Source organism: Streptomyces sp. JK94 (assembly GCF_053613315.1).
On record NZ_JBSICH010000015.1, the window covers coordinates 22,369 to 40,301 of the forward strand.

The 17,933-nt window shown below is 72.3% G+C and carries 20 protein-coding genes and 1 pseudogene; 13 read left to right on the plus strand and 8 right to left on the minus strand.

The window, feature by feature from the left end; genetic code table 11:
* Window positions 1-75 precede the first annotated feature (75 nt).
* Together ACVV2G_RS14575 and ACVV2G_RS14580 are read left to right on the plus strand one after the other, a co-directional pair.
* Window positions 76-1,018: pseudogene (locus ACVV2G_RS14575) on the plus strand (helix-turn-helix domain-containing protein).
* A complete protein-coding gene (locus ACVV2G_RS14580; protein ID WP_453843306.1) occupies window positions 936-1,106 on the plus strand; it encodes a DUF397 domain-containing protein in 171 nt (56 codons plus the stop codon). The pseudogene ACVV2G_RS14575 and the gene ACVV2G_RS14580 overlap by 83 nt, the downstream one beginning before the upstream one ends.
* 238 nt (window positions 1,107-1,344) lie before the next feature.
* Here the strand turns inward: ACVV2G_RS14580 and ACVV2G_RS14585 are convergent, their stop codons facing one another.
* From ACVV2G_RS14585 to ACVV2G_RS14595, 3 genes are all read right to left on the minus strand, one after another.
* Entirely contained in the window at window positions 1,345-1,788 is a 444-nt protein-coding gene (locus ACVV2G_RS14585; protein ID WP_453843117.1) for a peptidoglycan-binding domain-containing protein, read from the minus strand.
* An 85-nt stretch (window positions 1,789-1,873) separates the two neighbouring features.
* Window positions 1,874-2,317, minus strand: coding sequence for a peptidoglycan-binding domain-containing protein (locus ACVV2G_RS14590; RefSeq protein ID WP_453843118.1), 444 nt, complete (start codon window positions 2,315-2,317; stop codon window positions 1,874-1,876).
* A gap of 276 nt (window positions 2,318-2,593) precedes the next feature.
* On the minus strand, window positions 2,594-2,923 hold the full coding sequence (locus ACVV2G_RS14595; protein WP_453843119.1) for a PLD nuclease N-terminal domain-containing protein: 330 nt from the start codon (window positions 2,921-2,923) through the stop codon (window positions 2,594-2,596).
* A 91-nt stretch (window positions 2,924-3,014) separates the two neighbouring features.
* Between ACVV2G_RS14595 and ACVV2G_RS14600 the strand changes: the two genes are divergently transcribed.
* Complete coding sequence (locus ACVV2G_RS14600; protein ID WP_453843120.1) at window positions 3,015-4,472, plus strand: menaquinone biosynthesis decarboxylase; 1,458 nt, start codon at window positions 3,015-3,017, stop codon at window positions 4,470-4,472.
* Window positions 4,469-5,374: a menaquinone biosynthesis prenyltransferase MqnP gene (gene mqnP / locus ACVV2G_RS14605; RefSeq protein WP_453843121.1), complete on the plus strand. Its 906-nt coding sequence runs from the start codon at window positions 4,469-4,471 to the stop codon at window positions 5,372-5,374. Before ACVV2G_RS14600 ends, mqnP begins: the two co-directional genes overlap by 4 nt.
* Before the next feature lie 10 nt (window positions 5,375-5,384).
* On the opposite strand, the gene ACVV2G_RS14610 is transcribed toward mqnP, so the two are convergent.
* From ACVV2G_RS14610 to ACVV2G_RS14620, 3 genes are all read right to left on the minus strand, one after another.
* Window positions 5,385-6,452, minus strand: coding sequence for a peptidoglycan recognition protein family protein (locus tag ACVV2G_RS14610; protein ID WP_453843122.1), 1,068 nt, complete (start codon window positions 6,450-6,452; stop codon window positions 5,385-5,387).
* Entirely contained in the window at window positions 6,449-6,715 is a 267-nt protein-coding gene (locus ACVV2G_RS14615) for a twin-arginine translocation signal domain-containing protein (protein WP_453843123.1), read from the minus strand. The genes ACVV2G_RS14610 and ACVV2G_RS14615 overlap by 4 nt, the downstream gene beginning before the upstream one ends.
* Before the next feature lie 180 nt (window positions 6,716-6,895).
* The gene (locus ACVV2G_RS14620; RefSeq protein WP_453843124.1) at window positions 6,896-7,333 is read right to left on the minus strand and encodes a peptidoglycan-binding domain-containing protein; all 438 of its coding nucleotides are present in this window, start codon (window positions 7,331-7,333) and stop codon (window positions 6,896-6,898) included.
* Between the two features lie 355 nt (window positions 7,334-7,688).
* Here ACVV2G_RS14620 and ACVV2G_RS14625 point away from each other — a divergent pair, with 355 nt between their 5' ends.
* The 9 genes from ACVV2G_RS14625 to ACVV2G_RS14665 all read left to right on the plus strand — a co-directional run bounded on the left by ACVV2G_RS14625 (window position 7,689) and on the right by ACVV2G_RS14665 (window position 15,600).
* Window positions 7,689-8,540, plus strand: coding sequence for a helix-turn-helix domain-containing protein (locus ACVV2G_RS14625; protein ID WP_453843125.1), 852 nt, complete (start codon window positions 7,689-7,691; stop codon window positions 8,538-8,540).
* A complete protein-coding gene (locus ACVV2G_RS14630; protein WP_453843126.1) occupies window positions 8,537-9,463 on the plus strand; it encodes a helix-turn-helix domain-containing protein in 927 nt (308 codons plus the stop codon). The genes ACVV2G_RS14625 and ACVV2G_RS14630 overlap by 4 nt, the downstream gene beginning before the upstream one ends.
* A gap of 209 nt (window positions 9,464-9,672) precedes the next feature.
* The gene (locus ACVV2G_RS14635) at window positions 9,673-10,323 is read left to right on the plus strand and encodes a UbiX family flavin prenyltransferase (RefSeq protein WP_453843127.1); all 651 of its coding nucleotides are present in this window, start codon (window positions 9,673-9,675) and stop codon (window positions 10,321-10,323) included.
* Between the two features lie 60 nt (window positions 10,324-10,383).
* The gene (locus tag ACVV2G_RS14640; RefSeq protein WP_453843128.1) at window positions 10,384-10,842 is read left to right on the plus strand and encodes an Lrp/AsnC family transcriptional regulator; all 459 of its coding nucleotides are present in this window, start codon (window positions 10,384-10,386) and stop codon (window positions 10,840-10,842) included.
* Between the two features lie 55 nt (window positions 10,843-10,897).
* Window positions 10,898-12,061: an aminofutalosine synthase MqnE gene (gene mqnE, locus ACVV2G_RS14645; RefSeq protein ID WP_453843129.1), complete on the plus strand. Its 1,164-nt coding sequence runs from the start codon at window positions 10,898-10,900 to the stop codon at window positions 12,059-12,061.
* Window positions 12,062-12,161: 100 nt separating this feature from the next.
* The gene (locus ACVV2G_RS14650; protein WP_453843130.1) at window positions 12,162-12,686 is read left to right on the plus strand and encodes a GNAT family N-acetyltransferase; all 525 of its coding nucleotides are present in this window, start codon (window positions 12,162-12,164) and stop codon (window positions 12,684-12,686) included.
* 145 nt (window positions 12,687-12,831) lie between these two features.
* Entirely contained in the window at window positions 12,832-13,131 is a 300-nt protein-coding gene (locus ACVV2G_RS14655; protein WP_453843131.1) for a DUF4229 domain-containing protein, read from the plus strand.
* Window positions 13,132-13,455: 324 nt separating this feature from the next.
* The gene (locus ACVV2G_RS14660) at window positions 13,456-14,778 is read left to right on the plus strand and encodes a dicarboxylate/amino acid:cation symporter (RefSeq protein WP_453843132.1); all 1,323 of its coding nucleotides are present in this window, start codon (window positions 13,456-13,458) and stop codon (window positions 14,776-14,778) included.
* Window positions 14,779-14,850: 72 nt separating this feature from the next.
* Window positions 14,851-15,600: a TetR/AcrR family transcriptional regulator gene (locus ACVV2G_RS14665; protein ID WP_453843133.1), complete on the plus strand. Its 750-nt coding sequence runs from the start codon at window positions 14,851-14,853 to the stop codon at window positions 15,598-15,600.
* A 105-nt stretch (window positions 15,601-15,705) separates the two neighbouring features.
* Here the strand turns inward: ACVV2G_RS14665 and ACVV2G_RS14670 are convergent, their stop codons facing one another.
* Window positions 15,706-16,587 carry a MaoC family dehydratase gene (locus tag ACVV2G_RS14670; RefSeq protein WP_453843134.1) on the minus strand — a complete coding sequence of 294 codons (882 nt, stop codon included), beginning with the start codon at window positions 16,585-16,587 and terminating at the stop codon, window positions 15,706-15,708.
* Window positions 16,587-17,882, minus strand: coding sequence for a 3-oxoacyl-ACP reductase (locus ACVV2G_RS14675; protein WP_453843135.1), 1,296 nt, complete (start codon window positions 17,880-17,882; stop codon window positions 16,587-16,589). The genes ACVV2G_RS14670 and ACVV2G_RS14675 overlap by 1 nt, the downstream gene beginning before the upstream one ends.
* Window positions 17,883-17,933 lie beyond the last annotated feature (51 nt).

Below are 17,933 nucleotides of genomic sequence, written 5' to 3' on the forward strand. Positions count from 1 at the left end.
GGGTTGCTCAGGGCATTCGCGGGGGGCAATGCTTGGCGCGTGACACTCGTGGACCGTCACGAAGGGGGTCGGCCGGTGGGACGGCGGAACGCCGGTGGTGCGGGGGCGAGTACGGCCGCGGTGTTCGGCGAGGTGCTGCGGCACTTCCGCGAGACGGCGGGGCTCACCCAGGAGGGCCTGGCGGCCCGCATCCCGTGCGACCGCTCGCACGTCGCCCGCGTGGAGGCGGGGTCGCGGGTACCGCAGGACACGTTCGCGAAGACGTGCGACGAGCTGCTGGGCACGGGCGGGGTGCTGGGGCGGTTGCGGGGGGCGGATCGACTGGTATCCGGAGGTGGAGCATCCGGACTGGTTCCGGAGCCGGGCGGAGATGGACGCCGTGGCGGTCGCCTTGCGGGAGTACCAGGAGCGGGTGGTGCCGGGCCTGTTCCAGACGGAGACGTACGCCCGGGCACTGTTCTCCCGCGTCGCGAGTGGCGACGAGCTGGAGGAGCGGGTACGGGCGCGGTTGAGCCGACAGCAGCGCTTCCTGGGTGACGAGCCCCCGTCCTACGTCGTCGTCCTGGACGAGAGCTGCCTGCGCAACGTGGTGGGAAGCCCGGAGGTGACGCGGGACCAGTGCGCGGCCCTGTTGGATCTCGGGCGCCGCCCCAACATCCGCGTTCAGGTGGCGCCTGCGAGCTACCCGGAACTCCTGCGCCCCAACGTCTCGATGTCCTTGATCGAGCTGCCCGGCGGGGAGCGCCGGGTGTACTCGGAATCGCTGGAACGAGGCCGTTTCAGCAGTGATCCGGCCGCCTACGCGCACCACAGCCACACCTATGATGTGCTCAGGGCGGACTCGCTTTCGACTCGCCCGACGGTCGCCCTCATCGGCGACGCGTTGGAAGGGTACGAACACCATGGGCAGCCACGAACTCGACGCGACGATCTGGATCAAGAGCAGCTACAGCGGGGAAAACGGCGGCAACTGCGTAGAGGCGGCCCCCGGATGCCCCTCCGTCGTCCCCGGCCGTGACAGCAAGAATCCCGGCGGTCCCGTCCTGGTGGTCGGCCGCGCCGCGTGGTCCGCGTTCACCGGAACCCGGTTCCTCGTGCTGCGGTGACAGGGGCGATCACCTTGCAAGAACCACGGGGAGAAAGAAACCCCGCCGAGCCCCACCCCTCCCTCCCGCCCACGGCGCCGACTCACCCGCTGGGTGAACATCACCGGTCGGGCCGGGTTTCCGGGCCCCCACTCCCTGAGGACGAGCCCCGCTGCCGCGGCTGCCGCACATGAGCACGCGGGCGAGAGCTGCCGGTACCCCCGTGACCGGTAGCCCCCGCCCGCGAGGACGGGGAAGGCTAGGCGACTCCGCCGTACGTGCAGCCGGTCGCGCCCGTCATCGCCCAGTTCATGTAACGGGAGGTCTGCGGCCCGAACACACCGTCCGCGGCGATGCCCTTGCTCCGCTGGGCCTCCTTCAGCTTGTCGGCGGTGGCGGGCCCGTACATGCCGTCCACGGCCACGTCCGCGCCGGCGAAGCACCTGTTCAGCGAGCGCTGGAGCTGCTTGACGGCCGTGTTCTGGCTGCCGCCGGCGTAGCCGTCGCCCTGGGAGAGGATGCAGTTGACGTTGCCGCTGCCGTTCGTGGTGGTCGGCTTCCGGTACTCGCCGTACTGGTTGGTGTACGTCGAGTACCCCTGGCAGTGGGTGGCGGCCTGGGCGGTCCCGGCCGTGCCGACGACCACGCCGGTGGCGAGCAGTCCGAGGGTCGCGAGGGAGGCTGCGGTACGGCGCGTGTTCATGGATGTCCCTTCCCGGGAGACGGCTGTCGCGCGTCTCGCGGACGACGAGGCGGTGGTGGAGTCCGGTGCGTGCGGGGTGCCGTGGTCAGCCACGGCACGCGTAGGTGCCGCTGCCGTCGTAGTTCTTCGACCACCAGCGCATGGCGTCCCGGGTGTTGGGCCCGTACACACCGTCCACCGCCGAGCCGTACTTGGCCTGCGCGTACCTCACGGCCTGCGCGGTCTTCGGTCCGTAGATGCCGTCCACGGCGACGTTGTCGCGGGTCCACGTGTTGACGCACCTCTTCAGCGACTGCTGCAGTGCCCGCACCGCCAGGCCCTGGTCGCCCTGCGCGAGGACGCAGTTGGTGGACCAGCTGTTCGTGGACGGCTGGTCCGCGTAGTAGTGGTTGCCCATGTTCGTCGTCACCAGCGTCGTGCAGGTCGAGGCGGCGTGCGCGGCCGGTGCGGTGGCGATGCCGGCGCCGAGGAGACCCGCGGAGACCGCGAGGACACCGGTTGCGCCTACGAGCTTCTTCCTGAGGTTCATGCGTCTCCAGACTCGTTCGCTCGGGTGTCGAGCGGCCCGGCCGACGGGCGGGCCACTCGCCTTGCGATGTCGATCCTGGAGTCGCGCAGACCGTGGGCAAAGTCTCTGGGACGTTCCGAAAGACCCCGGGACGATCTGGGAAACCTTGGGACGGTCAGCGCGCTGACCTGCGGTGATTCCGTCGCTGCTGGGACGGGGACGCGGGGGTGCCGGCAGTCCGCGCCCGTGGGCGGAACGCCGCGGCGGGCATGGCGCGGCACGCGGCGGCCGGACGGGTCAGGGCTTGCGGTGCCCGTCGCCACCCGGCGTGTCGTCGCCGTCCTTGTCCGCGTCCTTGTCGAGCGACTTGAGGAAGTCCGGATTGTCGTCCGGTGCGACGAACTGGTGCCGCCCGCCGCCGCCCTGCCGGAACGAGGAGCCGGCCGGCTGCCGCTTCTTGCCGGCGATGATCCATGAGATCGAGCCGACCAGCGGGAACAGCAGCACGAGGATCGCCCACAGCGGCTTGGGGATGTGACGGATGTCCTCGTCCTTCGTGCTGATGCAGTCGATGAACGCGTAGACGCTCAACGCCAGTGGTACGAGGAACATCAGCACCCGGAGCATGGGGGCCTCTCTCCAGCGGAAGCGGTGGGCGGGGACGCGTCACGGCCCCCAGGTACAGGGCCAGGGTAGCCGCTCGGGGATACTGGACCGCATGGCTTACGACGATCTCCGCTCCCTGCTCCGGGCACTGGAACGCGAAGGCGACCTCAAGCGCGTCAAGGCCGAGGTGGACCCGTACCTGGAGGTCGGGGAGATCGTCGACCGGGTGAACAAGGCCGGCGGCCCCGCCCTGCTCTTCGAGAACGTGAAGGGCTCCGACATGCCCCTCGCGATGAACGTCTTCGGCACCGACCGGCGTCTGCTCAAGGCCCTCGGCCTGAAGTCGTACTCCGACATCTCGGACAAGATCGGCGGACTGCTCCGGCCCGAGCTGCCGCAGGGCTTCGTCGGCATGCGCGAGGCCTTCGGCAAGCTCGGCACGATGACGCACGTACCGCCGAAGAAGGTGAAGCCGGGCAGCGCCCCCGTCCAGGAGGTCGTCCTGCACGGCGACGACGTGGACCTCGACCGGCTCCCCGCCCTCTTCACCTGGCCGGACGACGGCGGCTCCTTCTTCAACCTCGGCCTCACCCACACCAAGGACCCGGAGACGGGCATCCGCAACCTGGGGCTCTACCGCCTCCAGCGCCACGACAAGCGCACCATCGGCATGCACTGGCAGATCCACAAGGACAGCCGGAACCACTACCAGGTCGCCGCCCGGCGCGGGGAGCGCCTGCCGGTCGCGATCGCCTTCGGCTGCCCGCCCGCCGTGACGTACGCCTCCACCGCCCCGCTCCCCGGCGACATCGACGAGTACCTGTTCGCCGGGTTCGTACAGGGCAAGCGGATCGAGATGGTCGACTGCAAGACGGTCCCGCTCCAGGTCCCTGCGCACGCCGAGGTCGTCGTCGAGGGCTGGCTGGAGCCCGGCGAGATGCTGCCCGAGGGACCCTTCGGCGACCACACCGGCTTCTACACCCCGCAGGAGCCCTTCCCCGCCCTGAAGATCGACTGCGTGACGATGCGGCGGCGTCCCCTGCTCCAGTCGATCGTGGTGGGGCGGCCCCCTACGGAGGACGGCCCGCTGGGGAGGGCGACGGAACGCTTCTTCCTTCCCCTCCTCAAGATCATCGTCCCGGACATCGTGGACTACCACCTCCCCGAGGCCGGCGGTTTCCACAACTGCGCGATCGTCTCGATCGACAAGAAGTACCCCAAGCACGCCCAGAAGGTGATGCACGCCGTCTGGGGCGCCCACATGATGTCCCTGACCAAGCTGATCGTCGTCGTCGACTCCGACTGCGACGTCCACGACCTGCACGAGGTCGCCTGGCGGGCGCTGGGCAACACCGACTACTCCCGCGACCTCACCGTCGTGGAAGGCCCGGTCGACCACCTCGACCACGCCTCGTACCAGCAGTTCTGGGGCGGCAAGGCGGGCATCGACGCGACGAGGAAGCTGCCCGAGGAGGGGTACACGCGGGACGGGGGCTGGCCGGACATGGTGCTGTCCGACCCGGAGACGGCGGCGAAGGTCGACCGCCGCTGGAAGGAGTACGGACTGTGACGTCGGCTTCCGCCGCGCTGCCGCAGCAGCCGGGGCGCACCAAGGCGTTCCTGCGCCTGGTGATGATCGAGCACTCGGTCTTCGCCCTGCCCTTCGCATACATCGCCGCGCTGACCGCGATGTACCGGTGGGACGAGAACATCCACTGGGGCCGGCTGCTCCTGGTCACCGTCGCGATGGTGGGCCTGCGCACCTTCGCGATGGCGGTCAACCGGATCATCGACCGCGAGATCGACGCCCGCAACCCCCGCACCGCCCACCGCGAACTGGTCACCGGCGCCATGTCGGTCCGGCACGCCTGGACCGGCGCGCTGATCGCCCTGGTCGTCTTCCTGGGCGCCGCGGCCCTGCTCAACCCGCTCTGCCTCGCCCTCGCCCCCATCGCCGTCGTCCCGATGGTGGTCTACCCGTACGGTAAGCGGTTCACGAACTTCCCGCAGGCCATCCTCGCCCTGGCCCAGGCGATGGGCCCGATCGGCGGCTGGCTGGCCGTCACCGGCGAGTGGTCCTGGGAGGCCGTGGTCCTCGGCCTGGCGGTCGGCGTCTGGATCGGCGGCTTCGACCTGATATACGCCTGCCAGGACGTCGAGACCGACCGGCAGGTCGGCGTGAAGTCGGTCCCGGCCCGCTTCGGCGTCCCGGCCGCGATCCGGGGCGCCCGCGCCTGCCACACGGTGACGACGGCCCTCTTCGTCTGGTACGCCGTCGCCACCGACGCGGGTGCGTTCTTCTGGGTCGGCCTGCTGATCGTCGCGGCTGCCTTCGTCTACGAGCACACCCTCGTGCGCCCGACCGACCTGACCCGCCTGAACAGGGCGTTCTTCAGCGTCAACGGCTTCATCGGCATAGCCCTGTTCGTGTGCGCGCTGCTGGACCTGCTGGTGCGGGGGCTGACGGTGTGACCCGCTCGCCTCAGGTGACGGGCGAGGCCCAGGCCGCCTGCCAGGTGGCCGGGCCGACGATGCCGTCGGCGGTCAGCCCCTTCTCCCGCTGGAAGCCGAGGCACACGGTCCGGGACTGCGGACCGTACACACCGTCGGCACTGCCGATGCTCCACCCCCGCTCCGCCATCCGCCGCTGCCAGGTGCGGACGCCGTCGTGGACGGTGGCCGGCGGGTAGCTGAAGAGCACACCGGGCCACGTCGGGGCCGCGGCCGGATCCGAGCCGCCGCTCGTGACGGGGGTGTTCCAGGCCGCGTACCAGGTCCGGGCACCGACCACGCCGTCGACGGTCAGTCCCTTCTCCTGCTGGAAGGCCAGGCAGACCCGGCGGGACTGCTCGCCGTAGACGCCGTCCACCCCTATCGACCAGCCGCGCGCCGCCATGCGCTGCTGCCATGTGCGGGCGCTCGCGTGCACGGTCGCCGGCGGGTAGTGCAGGAAGACACCGGGGAAGTCGGGAGCCGCGGGATACGAGGAGTCCCAGGGCGGTGGCGGTTTCGGTACCCACCCGCCCGTGTTCTTGCCCGGTCCCGGCTCCATGTCGGGCATGCGGGCGTACAGACGTGACCCCGGGCAGTCGGACGCGACGAAGACGCCGTGCGGTTCTATGCCCGTGCCCGCGTTACCGACGCTGCGCAGGTGGGCGATGGCGCTGCGGAAACCGTAGATGAGCTGTGGGGTGATCTCGTCGTAGACGAGGAAGCCGCCCACCAGACCGCAGATGGCGTAGTACCGCTGATTGCCGAAGTCGGAGCCGTTGGCGGCGGAGCGGCGCCCCACGCCACGGCCCTCGAACACGTAGCCGTGGTTGCAGACCAGGTAGGTGTAGGCGATGTCCCACCAGCCGTTGCCGTCCATGTGGTCCCGCTGGATGCCCCGGACCTGGCCCGCGCACGCGCTGTGGTCGGCGGCGGCGAAACGGAAACCGCCGGTGTGGTGGATGGCGACGCCCCCGAGTCCGGGCGAGATGTCCGTACTGATCTTGCTGGCGGTCCGGGCGCCCCAGGAGGCGCGGGACACGAAACGCGGGATGCTCACGCGCCCTCACCTCCGGGCAGCGCGCAGTCGCACGTCGCGTTCAGCGGCTCGCGGGAGACGCCCGCCGCGTAGTCGGCGTCGGACACGTGGGGGATGATCGCGTCGGGGTGGTCGTGGCTCAGGACGAAGGAGGGTTCGTCCTCGGCGGCGGCGTGGGCCGGGCCGGCGCAGATCACCGGCAGGGCGCCGGCCGCGGTGACGGCCGCGGCCGTCCGGCCGGCCATGCCGATGAAGCCTCGGCGGCTGGTGTGCTCGGGAGGCACGCTGTCTCCTGTTCGGTGGTGGCGGTGGGGCGTCTTCGGTGGTGTCGATCGGCCTGGTGGTGCCGTTCGGCTTGGTGGCGGCCGGCCGTCTTCGGTGGTGCCGTTCGGCCTGGTGGTGGCGGTCTGGCGTCCGCGCCGTCGTAGGGGGTGACGGTGGCGGCGCGGGGACCCGTGGCGGGGTCAGCGGTCGCCGTGGCGCAGCTCTTCCCACGTCCGGGGGCCGACGATGCCGTCGGAGGCGCTCACGCCGATGTAGTACCACTGGAACCAGGTGACGGCGCCCTCGGTGGCGGGCCCGTAGACGCCGTCCACCGCCAGCTTGCTGCCGCCGGCCTGGGCATAGCGGGTGGTCTCGTTGATCAGCGCCTGGATCTCCTTCACATGGGCGCCGACGCTGCCGCGCTCGGCCCAGGCGGTACCCGTGTGATAGCCGCAGTAGAGACCGACGGTACTGACGCCCCGGCAGGTTTCGGCCAGGGCGGTCGCCCGCGGGGCGTGGCCCGGCGCCGCCTGAGCGGTACCGGCGGGCAGCAGAACGAGGACGGCCGCGGCCGCCAGTCCGGCCGGCACCGCCGTCCGGCGCCGGGTGCGGGGGCTGCTGTCGCGTATGAGGAACATGCGTCTCTTCCCTGTCGTCGGGGTGCCGGAGGTGCCGGGGACGCGCGGCGGTCGTCTCCCGCCCCGCGGTCGCGTACCGGCCGCAGGATCGGGGGAGTTGACGGACCGTCCGGTCCGGTCGGCGGGGTGGTCGGGACGCGGTCCAGCCTGTCGGGAGTTCTCCGGGCAGCGCTATGATCCGAGACGTTCCGGGTGTCCCCGGGACGTCTCCGGCGCTCACCTGGGGGGACACGGCCCGGACGTTCGTCCCCGGGACACGGTCCGGGACGCCTCAGCCGGAGACGACCGCCGCAAAGGTTCAGGCACAAGGAAAGAAGGCCCTGGAGCACGCCCGGAACGAGAGGACCCGTCTGCCATGGCGCCGTGGAGATCTCTGCCCGAGAACCTCAGTCCGTCCGCCCGGCACCTGGTGACCGGACTGCGCGAACTGAAGGACCGCACCGGGATGAGCCTGGCCGCGCTGGAGCGGCGTACCGGTTACAGCAGGTCTTCGTGGGAGCGGTACCTCAACGGGAAGAAGCTGCCGCCGCGCGGAGCGGTCGCCGAACTGGCCGCGCTGGCGGGCGAGGACGCCGCCCGGCTGCACGCGCTGCACGCGCTCGCGGCCGACGGCTGGCATGCCGTCCCGTCTCCCGCGAGGGGCTCCTCGACCGCCGCCGGGGACCGGGAGCCCGTCGACGGTGCGGCACCCACCGCCGACGGCGGTACGACGCCGTCGCGGGCCGGTGAGGCGGCCCTCGCCGGGGACGCCGCTCTCGCGGGCGGGGCGGCGGCACCGCGGCCGGCGGGAGCGGCGGCGTGGGCGCGGCACCGGGCGCCGTACCTGATGTCCCTGCTGATCCTGGCCAGCACGTTCATCACCGTCGCCGCGACCTGGGACCACGGCGCGACCACCCGCCGGGAGCGGCCGGACGACTTCGTCTTCGAGCCCGGCGTCACGTACGACTGCCCCGTGGAGCGCAGAGGGGCCGCGCTCACCGCCGGCTACAGCGACACCCGGCAGACGTACCTGCACCAGTTGGTGATCAGCTGGGACGTCGTGGAGGCCCAGTGCCTGCTCGAGTACCACGGCTTCCCCGTGGCCGAGGTCGACGGAGCCTACGACGCGATGACCGAACGTGCCGTCAAGCGGTTCCAGGAGGACCGCGGGGGGCTCGTGGTCGACGGGGTCATCGGTGAGCACACCTGGGAGGCGCTGCGGCGATGAGCGGGCCGCGCACCGAGCTGGCCAGGCTCGCCGAGGAACTGGTGGAGCTGAGGAGGCTGACCGGGCTCAGCCTGGGCGCGCTGGCCGGCCGCACCTCGGCCAGCAAGTCGGCCTGGCACCGCTACCTCGCCGGGCACAACCTGCCGCCGTGCGAAACGGTCGTCGAACTCTGCGACCTGGCCGGCGTACCGCCCGCGCGCCTCATGGCCCTGTGGGAGGTCGCCGAGACGGAGTGCAGCGGCCGGGAGAAACGCGGCGCGTCCCCCGGCCGGGGCGCCGACGTGCCGGAGACGCACCGCGCCGCGGAGCGGGCGGCAGACGAGGACGCGGACCGGGCCCCCGCGCCGGCCGTGACACGGACGGCGGGGACACGGCGGGCGTCCGAGGCGCCCGAGCCGGCCGGGCCCACCACCGTGACGGGCCCGCGGCCGGGCGAGGGGCCCGGGCGCCCGCGCTCCTGGCGCCGGCTGGCGCGTCGCTGGTGGCCGGTCGGGGCCTCCGTCCTGCTGTCCGCCGCCGTCCTCGCCGCCGTTCCACTGCTCCGGGAGCCCGCGGAACCGGCCCCGGCACCGCCCGGCTGCCGGGGCACCGCGTGCGACGGCGAGGACTCCGAGTCCCAGGGCTGCACCGAGCCGGGTGCCTCCTTCGGCGCCGTGGCACAGGCGCGCTTCCCCGGCGGCGCGCGCATGGAGATACGGCACAGCGAGCACTGCGACGCGCTCTGGGCACGGGTCTGGCTGGGCCAGGTCGGGGACCGCATCGAACTGCGCGTCCCGGGCCGCCCCACCCGGCACGCGGTGATCCGGGACCGGCACGACGCCGAGGGTTACGTCTACACCCGGATGACGGGCGGCGACCCGTCGAAGGCGCAGGCGTGCCTGCTGCCCGCGGAGGGCGGCCCGGAGCAGTGCTTCCGTGCCTGACGGGGCGGTGATCCGGTACGCGAGGAGGAGGCGACGTCGGTCCCGGTGCGGCCCCGGAGCGTCGCCCGGCGCCCGGGCGGTCCGGTCAGCGTCGCCCCGGTCCGTGCCCGGCCGCGGGCAACGGCCGACGGAACCCTTGGGGACTCCACTCCGCCGCGCCGGATAGGCTCGATGCTGTGAACCCATTCAAGCCAGGGAAGATGCCGCGCGTGCCTTGGATCGTGGGGGTGTCCGGCGCTTCCGGCACCCCGTATGCGGCCTCGGTACTGCGCGCGCTGCTCGCCGCGGGGGAGAGCGTCGACCTGGTGGTCAGCCGGGCCTCGCGGCTCACCCTGCTCGACGAGACCGGCATCTCCTTCCGGGACGCCCACTGGCGCGACGACCTGCGCACCTGGCTCGCCCGCGGGGCCGACGGGAAGCCGGAGGCGTTCGACGCGGACGTCTCCGGCGTGCGGCACTGGAGCGCGGGCGACCTCGCCGCCGGGCCGTCCTCCGGGTCGTACCCCGTCAAGGGCATGCTGATCGTGCCCGCCTCGACGGCCTGCGTCGCGGGAGTCGCGCTCGGGCTGTCGAAGGACCTGCTGCAGCGGGCGGCGAGCGTGACCCTGAAGGAGCGCCGCAAGCTGGTCGTCGCCGTGCGGGAGACCCCACTGGACGGCCGGACGCTGCGGCACCTGGTGACACTGGACGACGCGGGCGCGGCCGTGGTGCCCGCCTCGCCCGCCTTCTACGCGGGGGCGACGCACATCCAGGACCTGGTGGACTTCGTCGCCGGACGCGTGCTCGACGCCGCGGGGGTCGAGCACGGCCTGTACCGGCGCTGGCGCGGCGACCTCGGCGGGGCCCGCCCCACCACCTGAGCACCCCCCACACGTTGGTTACCCCTATCTTCAGACTCTCCAGTGGAAGGCTTCGATCGCATGGACGCGGTGGACAGGCAGCTCATCCAGGCCCTGAGGGAGAACGGCCGGGCCTCCTACGCGGAGCTGGGACGCCTCGTCGGACTGTCGGGACCCAGCGTCACCGACCGCATCAACCGGCTGGAGGCGGCCGGTGTCATCACCGGTTACCGCGCCACCGTGGACGCCCCCTCGCTCGGACTCGGCGTCACCGCCCTGGTCGGCATCTCGCTCTCCGACGCCGCCGACCACGAGGACGTGGCACAGCGGCTGAAGGAGCTGCGGGAGATCGAGGACTGCTGGTTCATCGCGGGCGACGACTCCTACATGCTCAAGGTGCGGGCCACTGACGTGGACGGCCTGGAAAGCATCATCCGGCGGCTGTCGGGGACGAAGGGCGTCTCCCGGACCCGTACCACCATCGTGCTCTCCACCAAGTGGGAGAACCGGGTGGGCGAGCTGCCGGAAGAGGTCCAGTAGCCGGGGCGTACGGTTGATCGGGTCTGACGGACCCTGTCGGAGAAAGAGGTATCGCATGGACGCCGGGCTCAAGCGGGAACTGGAGCAGAAGGTCCGCTCCGGTGAGCGGCTGACCCGCGAGGACGGCATCGCGCTGTACGAGTCGGACGACCTGGCCTGGCTGGGCGGCCTCGCGCACGAGGTGCGGATGCGGAAGAACGGCGACGTCGTCCACTTCAACGTCAACCGCCACCTCAACATGACCAACGTGTGCACCGCCTCCTGCGCGTACTGCTCCTTCCAGCGCAAGCCGGGGGAGAAGGACGCGTACACGATGCGCATCGAGGAGGCGGTGAAGCTCGCCAAGGCGATGGAGGGCGAGAACCTCACCGAGCTGCACATCGTCAACGGCCTGCACCCCAACCTGCCGTGGCGCTACTACCCGCGCTCGCTGCGGGAGCTGAAGGCCGCGCTGCCGGACGTCTCCCTCAAGGCCTTCACCGCCACCGAGATCCACCACTTCGAGACCATCTCCGGGATGTCCGCCTCCGACATCCTCGACGAGCTGATCGACGCCGGCCTGGAGTCCCTCACCGGCGGCGGCGCCGAGATCTTCGACTGGGAGGTCCGGCAGCACATCGTCGACCACCGCACCCACTGGGAGGACTGGTCGCGCATCCACCGCCTGGCGCACGAGAAGGGGCTGAAGACCCCGTGCACCATGCTCTACGGCCACATCGAGGAGCCGCGCCACCGCGTGGACCACGTGCTGCGGCTGCGTGAGCTGCAGGACGAGACGAACGGCTTCCAGGTCTTCATCCCGCTGCGCTACCAGCACGACTTCGTGGACATGAAGGACGGCAAGGTCCGCAACCGGCTCCAGGCCCGGACGCAGATGGCGACCGGCGCGGAGGCCCTGAAGACCTTCGCGGTCTCCCGGCTGCTCTTCGACAACGTCCCGCACGTCAAGGTCTTCTGGGTCATGCACGGTGTCCAGACGGCCCAGCTCGCCCTCCAGCACGGCGCCGACGACATGGACGGGTCGGTGGTCGAGTACAAGATCACGCACGACGCGGACGACTTCGGCACGCCGAACAAGCTGACCCGGGAGGACCTGCTGGACCTCATCCGCGACGCGGGCTTCCGGCCGGTCGAGCGCAACACGCGCTACGAGATCATCCGCGAGTTCGAGGGTCCCGACCCGGCGCGCCGGGAGGCGCCGCAGCCGATGCGGGTGTGACGGCCCGGCCGTTCCCCGGCCGAGGGCGGCGGGGGCCGGTCGCACGGTCCCGGCGCCCCACGGGCACGGGAACTCTGAGGGTAAGGGCTAATATGGTTATGTGTCCCTTACCTTTTCCTTCGATCCGCCCCTCGCCCCCGACCTGCGCGACGGCGTGCTCGACCTGTGGACCGACGTCACCAACGCGGGCGGCTCCGTGGGCTTCGTGCCGCCGGTGACGCGGGAGGACGTCCGCCCCGAGCTGGTCAAGCACATGGTGGGCATGGCCGAGGGGCGCACCCGCCTCCTCGTCGGCCGCGACGGGGCGGGGCGGGTGGCCGCCGCCGCGTTCCTCGCCCTCAACACCCACCGGCTCATGACCCACTGGCTGTGGCTCTACACGGTGATGGTCCACCCCCGCCACCAGGGCCGGGGCCACGGCCGGGACCTGCTGGCCGCCGCCGCGGACGCGGCCCGCACCGTCGAGGGCATCGAGGCGATCCGGCTCACCTGCCGGGGCGGCCTCGGCCTGGAGCGGTTCTACGAGTCCTGCGGCTACAAGGAGGTCGGCCGAGTCCCCGGCGCGATCCGGGTGGCGCCCGGCGACGACCGGGACGACGTCTTCCTGCTGCTGTCACTGACCTGAGCCCGCCGCGCCTGCCCGGGGGCGCCTCGCCGTCCGCCCGGGAGTGCCGCCGCCCGCCCGGGGCTGACCCCGCCGCAAGATCGGCATCCCGGCATGTTTCACTGGACCGTGCCTCTTTGTGCCAGAAACGGAAGAGTGGATTGAGATGCTCCGCTACACGCTGATGCGCCTCGGAATCTTCGCGGGCTGCCTCGTGGCCGTCTGGGGGCTCGTCCACGTCGGCGTGTTCCCGCGCGGACTCGGCGACTCCAACGGCATGTGGATTCTCCTGCTCTCCCTGCTCGTCTCCGCCCCCATCAGCTACGTCGCGCTGCGCAAGGAGCGGGACCGGGCCTCGGTCCAGGTCGTGAGCCGCGTGGACCGCATGAAGGCGAACCTCGACGCCAACCGCGGCCAGGAGGACCTCGCCGACGACTCGGCCCGCACCCAGGGCCAGACCTCGTAACCTTCGTCACGTACGCGCGCACCCCGGTCTCCGAAACCACAGGAAACCGGGGTGATCTGCGTTTTACGGGCTCCCGCCCCTCCTCGCCTCTCAAAGAGAGGCTTTGGGGGTCTCAAAGCGCAGGTGTTAAAGTCGTGTGCATGAAGCACGCAGCCGCGCCCCACACACCACTGAGCCTCGCGCTCGTGGCGCGCCTGCACGTGGACCTCTGTCGGTGCGCGTCCGCGAACTGTCGCCCCTGACGTTCCCCTCTCACCCCGTCGTCCTCCACGTCAGCACTGCGCGTCCGTCCCCGCGTCCCGTCCCCCCTTACGGAGTCCGTCCGTGTCCTCCCTCACGAAGACTTCTGCCAAGAAGTCCCTCAAGGTGCCCTTCTGGGCCCAGATCCTCGCCGGTCTCGTCCTCGGTGTCCTGCTGGGCTGGCTGGCCCGCAGCCAGGACATGTCCTGGCTGGTCACCACCCTGGAGAAGGTCGGTGACACCTTCATCGGCCTGCTCAAGCTGGCCGTCGCGCCGCTCGTCTTCTTCGCGATCCTGGTGTCGATCACCAACCTGCGGAAGGTCAACAACGCGGCCCGCCTGGCGTCCCGCACCCTTCTCTGGTTCATGATCACGTCGTTGATCGCGGTGGCCATCGGCCTCGTCATCGGCCTCGTCACCAACCCCGGCGCCGGCACCGGCCTCACCCCCGCCGACGGCGCCAAGCCGGAGAACACCGGCTCCTGGATCGACTTCCTGACCGGCATCGTGCCGACCGACGTCATCACGCCGTTCACCGAACTGAACGTCCTGCAGATCGTCTTCATGGCCGCCGTCGCCGGTATCGCCGCCCTCCAGCTCGGCGAGAAGGCCCAGCCGATCCTGAACCTGAGCGAGTCCGTCCTCGCCCTCCTCCAGAAGGCCCTGTGGTGGGTCATCCGCCTCGCGCCGCTCGGCACCGTCGGCCTCATCGGCCACGCGATCGCCACCTACGGCTGGGACCTGATCGGCAAGTACGCCACCTTCACCGCCGACGTCTACGTCGGCTGCGCGATCGTGATGTTCGTGGTCTACCCGACGCTGCTCGCCACCGTCGCCAAGGTGAACCCGCTCCAGTTCTTCAAGGGCGCCTGGCCCGCGATCCAGCTGGCCTTCGTCTCCCGCTCCTCGGTCGGCACCATGCCGCTGACCCAGAAGGTCACCGAGCGCCTCGGCGTCCCGAAGGAGTACGCGTCCTTCGCCGTGCCGTTCGGCGCCACGACCAAGATGGACGGCTGCGCCGCGATCTACCCGGCGATCGCCGCGATCTTCGTCGCGCAGATCTTCGACATCCAGCTCGGCATCGGCGACTACCTGCTCATCGCCTTCGTCTCGGTGGTCGGCTCCGCCGCCACGGCCGGCCTCACCGGCGCCACGGTCATGCTGACCCTGACCCTGTCCACGCTGGGCCTGCCCATGGAGGGCGTCGGCCTGCTCCTGGCGATCGACCCGATCCTGGACATGATGAGGACGGCGACGAACGTGGCCGGCCAGGCGCTGATCCCGGTCATCGTCTCGGCCCGCGAGGGGCTGCTCGACCGCAAGGCGTACGACGAGGCGCACAGCTCGCCGATCGACGAGCCGGAGCCGCGGGAGCAGGCGCCGGAGCCGGTGGCGGCCGCCGCCTGACCGCCGCCTGACCGCCGCCTCCGGACGCGCTGGCGTCATGATCACCGCCGCACGGACCGTACGCTGATGCGCATGGGTGCTGGGAAGACCAAGCGGATGCCGCGTGCGGTCCGTGAGCAGCAGATGCTGGACGCCGCCGTGCGCATCTTCGGGCAACGGGGCTACATGGCGGCGTCGATGGACGAGATCGCCGAGCTGGCCGGGGTGTCCAAGCCGCTGGTGTACCTGTACCTGAACTCCAAGGACGACCTCTTCACCGCCTGCATCCGCCGCGAGGCCCGCGCCCTCACCGAGGCGGTGCGGGCCGGTGTGCGTCCGGGGCTGTCGGCCGACGGGCAACTCTGGTCGGGTCTGCGGGCGTTCTTCACCCACACCGCGCGGAACCCGGACGCCTGGCGGGTGCTGCACCTGCACGCGCGCACCCACGGCGAGCCGTTCGCGGCCGAGGTGGCGGTGATGCGGGCGGAGATCGTCGCCTTCGTGACGCAGCTGATCGCCGCCGCGGCGCGGGACGCGCACCGGGACCCGCACCTGCCCGAGCGCGAGGTCGCCGGGCTGGCCGAGGCCCTGGTCGGTGCCGCCGAGGCGCTCGCGGACTGGGCGGGCGCCACCGAGGGCGTCACCGCCAAGCAGGCGGCGGCGACCCTGATGAACTTCGCCTGGGCGGGGCTGGGCGACCTGATGACGGGCCGCCCCTGGTCCCCGCCGGAGGAGCCGGAGCCGACGTCCGGACCGGAGCCGGAGTCCGGGCCGGAGCCGGGTCCGGAGTCCGGGCCGGGGCCGTCTCCGGTGACCCGGGTGGACCCGGTCGGGGCCGGGTAGGGCCCCCGGGTAGAGCCCGGCACTACACCTGAGCGCGGGAGTCCCGGTGCGCCGGTGCGCCGGACCGGCCTGCGGGGGCAGGGGAGCGGCCCCGCCGCCGACGGCTCAGGCCGGGTGGGCCCCGACCTCGCCGGACAGGTGCAGGCGGTCCTCGGCGCCGCGCAGTTCGAACCGGCCGCCCTCGGCCCCGTACCGCACCGTCCCCGGCAGCAGCACCGGCGCCCGGAAGTCCGCCCGGACCACGGCCGCGTCCGGCGTCCCGTGTTCGGCGAGGCACCGGGCCAGGGTCCACATGCCGTGCGCGACGGCCCGGGGGAAGCCGAAGAGGCGGGCGGTGAGCGGGTGCAGGTGGATCGGGTTGCGGTCGCCGGACGCGGCGCCGTAGCGCCGCCCGACGTCACCGGCGAGGCGCCACTCGGCGCGGGCGGGCAGGGGCCCGGGGAGCCGGCCGGAGGGCTCCGCGGGGGCGGGGCCGGGGACCCGGTGCCGGGCCAGGTAGGTGCTGCGTGACTCCCACACCAGGTCGCCGCCGGCCCGCAGCTGGGTCACGACGGCCGCCTCGGTGCCGCGCCGGTGCGGGGCGAGACCCTCGACGTAGGCGGTGAGTTCGTACACGGCCGTCGCGGGCAGGGCGGTGCGGCGGACGATGCCGGCCGAGGTGTGGACCAGCCCGAGCAGCGGCAGCGGGAAGGCCCGGCCGCTCATCAGGCGCATGACGGCGGGAAAGCCCAGCACGTGCGGGTAGGTCACGGGCAGCGCGTCCGCCCCGGTCGCGAAGCCGCAGGCCCTCTCGTAGGCGGCCAGACGCGCGAGGTCCACGCGTACGCCGGGCAGCACCAGCCGGTCGCGGGGGAAGCCGGCGTCCGGGCGGGGCCGCTTGAGCGGCGACAGCAGCGCGCCGCGCGCGAGGAGCGGCGCGAGGGCGGGGGAGCCGGTCAGGACGGTGGTCGTGCGGGAGGGGAAGGAGGCGGGGGAGGCGGAGTTCATCACGCCCCCAGCAGGCTCTGGCCGCAGACCCGTACGACCTGGCCGTTGACCGCGCCCGAGGCCGGGTGCGCGAACCAGGCGGCGGTCTCGGCGACGTCGGCCGGGAGGCCGCCCTGCGCGAGGGAGTTCATGCGGCGGCCGGCCTCGCGGATGAAGAGGGGGACCGCCGCGGTCATCCTCGTCTCGATGAACCCGGGTGCGACCGCGTTCACCGTCACCCCGTGCTCGGCGAGCGCGCGCGGCGCGAGGGAGCGCACGAGGCCGACGATCCCCGCCTTGCTGGCGCCGTAGTTGGTCTGGCCCGCGTTGCCCGCGAGGCCGGCGATCGAGGCCGTCGCCACGATCCGGCCGCCCCGGTTGACCGCGCCCGCCGCGAACAGCGCGTCGGTGGTGCGCAGGACGCTCGCGAGGTTGACGTCGAGGACGGAACTCCAGCGTTCGGCGGGCATGTTGACCAGGCGCCGGTCGCGGGTGATGCCCGCGTTGTGGATCAGGACGTCGAGCCCGCCGGGCAGGGCGGCGGCGATGCGCTCGCCCGCGTCGGCGGCCGTGATGTCGAGGGCGAGGGAGGTGCCGCCGAGCCGCTCGGCGACCTTGCGCGCCTCCTGCCCGGCCTGCGGAACGTCGAGGACGACGACGTGGGCGCCCCGTGCGGCCAGGGTCCCGGCGACCGCCGCGCCGATGCCCCGGGCGGCGCCGGTGACCAGCGCGGTGCGCCCGGCGAGGGGGAGGTCCCCGTCGTCGGGGGCGGCGACCGGGGTACCGGGCGGCCCGACCTCGATCACCTGCCCGCTGACGTAGGCGGAGGCGGCGGAGAGGAGGAATCGGAGGGTGGACTCGGCGGCGTGCGCGTCGGTGAGCCGGACGAGGTTGACGGTCCTGCCCCGTCCGATCTCCTTGCCGAGTGAGCGGGTGAAGCCCTCCAGCGCCTGCTGTGCGGCGGCCTGGTGGTGGTCGTCGGGGTCGAGGGGGGCGCCGAGCACCACCACCCGGCCGCTGGCGGCGACGGACCGCAGGACGGGGTGGAGCGCGGCGTGCACCTCGGCGAGGGTGTCGACGTCCCGGACGCCGGTGGCGTCGAGGACGACGGCGGCGGGGTGGCCGTCGTGGTCCGAACCGAGGCCGGTGCGGGCCAGTACGGGAGCGAGGCCGAGGCCGGAGGTGCCGGCGGTCAGGTGCAGCAGGCCGCCGTCCAGTGAGCGCCGTTCGAGTGCCGCGGGCTGCGGCAGTCCGAGGCGGCGGGTGAGGAAACGGCCGGGCGCGGTGCCGGTGAAGCTCAGATAGCGGTCGGCCATGGGTGACTCCCAGCTCCGTCGAGGGGCTCCGGACGACGGACTCCGGACGGT